5 protein-coding genes are annotated in these 6,501 nt (G+C 30.3%); all 5 read right to left on the bottom strand.

All coding sequences use genetic code 11. From position 1 onward, the window contains the following. On the bottom strand, window positions 1-240 hold a 240-nt coding region (locus EII29_RS12800), incomplete at its 3' end, for a hypothetical protein (protein WP_233573262.1). A 532-nt stretch (window positions 241-772) separates the two neighbouring features. Next, window positions 773-2,362 carry a ClC family H(+)/Cl(-) exchange transporter gene (locus EII29_RS05400; protein WP_125236520.1) on the bottom strand — a complete coding sequence of 530 codons (1,590 nt, stop codon included), beginning with the start codon at window positions 2,360-2,362 and terminating at the stop codon, window positions 773-775. Between the two features lie 21 nt (window positions 2,363-2,383). Then, window positions 2,384-3,532, bottom strand: a complete 1,149-nt coding sequence (nagA, locus tag EII29_RS05395) for an N-acetylglucosamine-6-phosphate deacetylase (RefSeq protein ID WP_125236519.1) — start codon at window positions 3,530-3,532, stop codon at window positions 2,384-2,386. A gap of 35 nt (window positions 3,533-3,567) precedes the next feature. Continuing rightward, the gene (gene nagB, locus EII29_RS05390; RefSeq protein WP_125236518.1) at window positions 3,568-4,401 is read right to left on the bottom strand and encodes a glucosamine-6-phosphate deaminase; all 834 of its coding nucleotides are present in this window, start codon (window positions 4,399-4,401) and stop codon (window positions 3,568-3,570) included. A 111-nt stretch (window positions 4,402-4,512) separates the two neighbouring features. Beyond that, on the bottom strand, window positions 4,513-5,940 hold the full coding sequence (nagE, locus tag EII29_RS05385; RefSeq protein WP_125236517.1) for an N-acetylglucosamine-specific PTS transporter subunit IIBC: 1,428 nt from the start codon (window positions 5,938-5,940) through the stop codon (window positions 4,513-4,515). Between the last annotated feature and the right edge of the window lie 561 nt (window positions 5,941-6,501).

The following is a 6,501-nucleotide window of genomic DNA, read 5'->3' as shown; positions in this document are numbered from 1 at the left end:
GTCATGAAAAATAATAATACCCCTCCACATAGCTGACTTAATTTTAAAGATACTCCGCGATACACTATCAGCATTCCGTAATATAATGCATTTACTACTCTGCCTATTATACTCCGCTTCTTTAAATACTTGGGCAAAGGCATCTGAATTGGCATCTGCAAAGGAAACTGCACTAAGTAGCATAAACATTATTAACACAAGCCTACCTGTACTTAGCAGACTCTTTCTTTTTATTTTCATTCTCCCTCCTTTTTATGCAAAATATATTCTCTAAAAAGACTTATCAATTACCCATAATGAAAATTTTCTTTAATTATTTTAATTAATTATACCTTATTCAAAAGGAAAAATAAATTTTCAAAAAAAGACTCATTATTATAATTTATCCCCTATATTTAAAGGTATTCAAAATATTTTTCATTAATTTTTTTCTTTAGTATTTAAATTTTTTTTGATAATTTAAAAAATAAAATAAATAGTAAACTGTAAAAAAATATAATTTGATTTGTCAAACGAAATTACTTTATAAAAAAATACTAAATTCTATATTTATTAATTAAATAATAAGTACGAAAAGTTGTGTATTATTTACATAAATAAAAAATAAAGAAAAATATTTCATATTTTATGAAGAAAAATTTTTCTTTATTAAAATTCTTTTATAAAATTAAGTCAAAAAATAAGTAATCATTTTTCATTAAATAACAGATGCATTACAACACTTTTATTTTACTATATAAAAGAAGTTTTTCAATAATTAGTAAAGTATATTTTATAAAATTTTTATTCCTTTATCTTTCAACTTATACGCATATTTTTGAGCTGTATTGTAATCTGTTATAATTACAAGATGATTTCCGCTTTTTATTAAAGTTTCACCATCAGGTATATATTCTTTTCTATTTTCTCTAACACCTACAACTAAAAGTTTTTTCGGAAGATTTAATTGTTTTATTTTTTTATTTTCAAATTCAGAATCGGCACCGACATGTATTAAAAGAGTTACAATTTTATTTTCTGCTTTTTCAGCAGAACCTGAATAAATTTCTTTTTCCCTTGTAAACATATTTTCAAATAATATTTCATAAATCGGTTCCAATTTGAGAAATTCCGTTAAAACATATGTTATTGTAACAGTTACAATTAATAAAAACAAATATGAAAAATTTCCTGTCATTTCTAATATAAGTATTATTCCCGTTATAGGAGCTCTTACTACTGCTGTAAAATAAGCTGCCATTCCGAGAAGCATAAAATGAACTATAAATTCATTTGAAACTGAAAAATAATTGACTAAAATGAGTCCATAGGTTTTTCCTATTAAAGCTCCTATTACAAGCATGGGAAGAAATATACCGCCGGGAAATCCGGTACTGTAACTTAACATAGTATAAAAAAATTTCAGTATTAAAATAACAAGAAGTAATTTTAATGGAATTCCTGAATGAAACATATGCTCTATCAGACTATGTCCTCCGCCTGTTATATCCTTGAAAAATATACACACCGTATATGCTGTAATCATAAAAAAGGATATTTTCAAATATTTATTCAGTTTTATATTTTTATACTTTTTCTGAAAATACACCAAAAAGAAACTGAATCCTTTTCCCGCTAATGTTATAATAATACAGAAAATTCCAGTAATTATAACGGCAAATAACGGAGAAGTATGGTCGGGCAGGACAAAATTGTGTTCAAAAACAGTCTTTGATCCTAATATAAGCCTTGATACATAATTAGAAGCTCCACTTGCCACGAGGACACAAATCAAAAGAAGAGGAGAAAAAAACTTATGTAATTCTTCCAATGCAAATATCGTTCCTGCAAGAGGAGCATTAAATGCAGCTGCAAGTCCTGCACTTGCTCCACATGTAACAAGATATTTCTGCTCTACATTAGGTCTTTTGGATAATTTATTTATCCCTTCTCCTATCAACGCTCCCAGATGAATGGACGGTCCTTCCCTCCCTAATGACATTCCTGCCCCTATTGCAAGAATACCTCCAAAAAATTTACATATTAATTCCGGAAACCAGTTAAATTCAATTTTTCTCTGTAACAGTCCGTTGACTTGAGGGATTCCACTTCCTCCAATCAAAGGATACTTAAAAATCATTAATTGTACTGTTACTCCTATTAACATAAATAGAAAAAGCCCAAATATAATTTTTCCTAAAGACACATCTGTCAGAAGGCTCTCTCTCCATTCAGAAATTTTATTCAATAGTATCGTATAAGAAACAACCGCAATTCCTGATATAATTCCTGTCAAAAAACAGAAAAATATTAAAACGGAACTTTTTCTTCTTGATTTTAATGAACTGATATTATTCAATTCCTGTAACACACTTTTTTCCATTTTTCCCTCTTTTTCTGAAAATTAATATTCTGTAAGATTTCCCTTTGCTATTGTTCCTTTTACCTTGTAGTTTTTATCAAAATATGTCAAATCTGCTATATATCCTTCTTTTATATATCCATATCTATCATCCACGGAAATTGCTTTTGCAGGATATGAAGTCGCCATTCTGAGTGCTTCTTCCTGAGAAACATGAACATATTCTACAAGGTTTTTCACTCCGTCAATCATAACAAGAGCTGAACCTCCCAATGTTCCCAAAGGTGAGAAACATCTTCCATTTTCATATAACACTCTATTTCCTTCAAATATAAATTCTGTCATATTATCAGTTCCTGCAGGACTTACTGCATCAGTTACAAGATATAATCTTTTTCCTAATATTTTTTTTGCAATTTCGGCAGAAGCATAGTCCATATGAAATCCATCGATTATTATTCCACAATTTGTCGTATCATTATTGAATAGAAATCCTATTACTCCTGGATTTCTAGACTCCAAAGGACTCATAGCATTGTAAAGATGAGTAGCACCGTTAAAGTATTCCTTTTTTTCTATGCATTGTTCATAAGTAGCGTTTGTATGCCCTATTGATATATTTATCCCTGCTTCTTTTAATATTTTCAAATGTTTTATCTCAGCTTTTTCGGGAGCTATCGTTATTATTTTTGTTACTTCGGATCCTGCATCGGCTATCTTCTGTATTATTTCATCGGAAAGAACCCTTATATATTCAGGTCTATGTATCCCTTTTTTCTCTACACTTATATAAGGTCCTTCTATATGCAGTCCCAAAACTCCTATTTCTTCTTTATCCTTTATTTCTTCCATAAGTTTCAAGGCTTTTTCTATTTTTTCATCAGGAGATGTTATTAATGTAGGTAAAAATGAAGTACATCCGAATTTTTTATTTGTTTCATTCATTATTTCCAACGTTTCTTTTGAAATATTATCATTAAATAAAACTCCTCCACATCCGTTTAACTGTAAATCCAGAAATCCCGGAGATAAAACCATTTCTTTCAGATCCACTATCTGCTGTCCATCAGTATCTTTCTCGGATAAATCCGTTTCATTCATTACTTTCTTTATTTTCTTTCCCTCAATAATAACAGTATTTTTATTTATAAATTTTTCTCCATCAAAGATTCTGGCATTTTTTATAATCATAATATTTCCTCCCTCCAAGTTTATTTTTATATAAATTATTTCTTTAAACCTTTTATTTCTTGCTTACATCTTTCTAAATCAAGATTATGAGCTTCTATTTCTTTAAAATATCTGTATGTCTTGACTTTTATGTCTGAAGCAGCCGACTCATCAATAACAAGAATAGCTCTTCTATGAAGCTGAAGTGCCGATACTGTCCACAGATGATTTACTCCTCCTTCTATTCCGTGATATACTGCTCTTGCTTTTTTATATCCTTCGGCAAGTATCATTATTTCTTTTGAATCCATAAGAGTTCCCACTCCTACAGTTAAAGCCAACTTAGGGACTTTATTTACATCATTGTCAAAAAATCTTGAATTTGCCAGAATAGTATCATAGGTCAGTTCTTTATCCCTCGTTCTTGAAGCAAGGGATGACCCCGGCTCATTAAATGCAATGTGTCCGTCTTCCCCTATTCCTCCGAGAAACAATTTTATCCCTCCTGCACTTTTTATTTTATCTTCATATCTCTGACACTCCTCTGTCAGATTTTCTGCAAGTCCGTCAAGTATATTTATATTTTCAGTCCTTATATCAATATGCTTGAACAGGTTTTCGTGCATAAAGTAATGATAACTTTGTTTATGCTCAGGTGACAGTCCTACATATTCATCCATATTGAAAGTTATTACATTTTCAAATGAAATAATCCCTTCATTATACAGATTTATAAGTTCTCTGTATGTTTCCAATGGTGTTGAACCTGTAGGTAATCCTAAAACAAAAGGGTTTTCAGGAGTGGGAGAAAATTTCAGTATCTTCTTTACTATTTGATAAGCACTCCATTTTCCTATTTCATCTTTATTTTTCAAAATTATGACTCTCATATTCCCTCCTACAAACTTTTAAATGAGGGCTTATTGCAGCCCTCATATTTCCAAATATCTGCGGTTTCCGTATCTTAAAGCGGCTACAAAAATACGCAGAATATAAATATTTTATAATTTTTTCATTTCATCGGCAACAAATTCCACAAGAGGCCCTATAACTACTTGTACACTTGTTTTTGAAGGCTTCATTATTCCTGCTGCTACCTGTTTTATTTTTTTATCTTCAATTAATGTTGAATCTTTTACTTCAAGTCTTAATCTCGTGGCACAGTTATCCACTGAAACTATATTTTCTTTTCCGCCTAATGCTTCATATATAATTTTCGCCACTTCGGCATGATTACTGTTTGATGATTCTATATTGACTTCATCATCATTATCTTCTTCTCTTCCCGGTGTCATCAAATTAAGCTTGGCTATCAGTACTTTAAACATTAAATAATAAATTACACCGAATACAAGACCTTGAATTATCAACATAAAAGGTCTGCTCGCCATAGGCATTCCTGAAGTTAGAGTGAAATCAATAAGTCCCGCACTGAATCCGAAGCCCGCAGTCCAACCGAAAAGTGCAGATATAAACATACTGATTCCTGTTAAAACTGCATGAACAACATATAATAACGGTGCTACAAACATAAACGCAAATTCAAGAGGTTCAGTTACTCCGGTTACAAATGACGTAACCCCCGCTGCCAACATTAATGAAGCTACCTGTTCTTTTTTCTCAGGTTTTGCTGCTTGATACATCGCAAATGCCGCTGCAGGAAGTCCGAACATCATAATAGGGAAATATCCTGCCTGATACATACCCGTTATTCCTTTTGTCCCCGTTCCTCCTAAGAAGTTTCCTATATCATTTATTCCTGCTATGTCAAACCAGAATACAGCATTTAAAGCGTGATGTAAACCTAAAGGAATCAGTAATCTGTTGAAAAATCCAAATATCCCTGCTCCTAACGGTCCCAGTTTTAAAAATGACTCTCCAAAAGCTACCAATGCTCCAAATATTACAGGCCATGTAAAGAACAGTACAGGTGACAACACAAGCATTGCAGTTGCAGTCAATATAGGAACAAGTCTTTTCCCGCTGAAAAATGCCAATGCCATGGGTAATTGAGTCTTATAAAATCTATTGTATATCTCTGCTGCTATTGTTCCTGATAATATACCTATAAATGGATTATTTATTTTACCGAAAGCTCTTGATACCTCATCCGGAGATACTTTCGTCAAAACAGCAACCGAATCTTTTGATAACAATGTTGTTATTACTAAAAATCCTACCAATCCTGCCAGTGCAGAAGAACCGTCTCTATCTTTGGACATTCCTACCGCTATACCTACCGCAAATAATATAGCCATGTTATCCAATATAGAAGCCCCCGACTTAATCAAAAAAGCTGCCATAGGACTATTTGCTCCCCAACCTGTAGGGTCAAGTCTATAACCTATCCCCAGTAAAATTGCCGCTGCAGGTAAAACTGCCACAGGCAACATCAAAGATTTACCAATCCTTTGTAAATACTTCATCATATTAAACCAACTCACTTTCTACTTTTTTATTCATACTTCTTAATAAACTTCTTATAAATTTATAAAGAATATAAACTCATTTTATTTATATTATATATCAGATTAGAATTATGTCAATATTCAAATTTATTTTTTTAAATATATTTTTTTAACTCATTCTTGAAACATTAATTCAATCCCTTTATTTTCAATATTAAAAAAGAAAATTATTTTTTTACTGTTAATTTTTTTCAAATTTTTTTTCATTTAAAAAAATATTTTTGAAACTATAAATAACTTTTTTATTACAAAATTATTGTCTTCACTAATTTTTATATTTTATCTAATTCATAAAAATTATAAAATATATAAATTTTATAATTTAATATGTTTTCTGACTTATTGAAAAATTTTTTATACTTTCTTTTTAATTCTGGTAAATCTCTTTTAAAAACCTAATCAAAGTTAAAAGCTGTTTTATAAGTTAGAAGTTTATCAAATTATAGATTTTTATTTTTTATAAAATCAGTAGAAACAGCAATTTTTATTTTTTTAAATCACATATTGTTTAAGTTTAGAGAA

Source organism: Leptotrichia sp. OH3620_COT-345, assembly GCF_003932895.1.
In the GTDB taxonomy this organism is placed as follows: domain Bacteria; phylum Fusobacteriota; class Fusobacteriia; order Fusobacteriales; family Leptotrichiaceae; genus Pseudoleptotrichia.
Note: the sequence above shows the minus strand (reverse complement) of the source record. Positions and strands in the feature narration are given on the sequence as shown.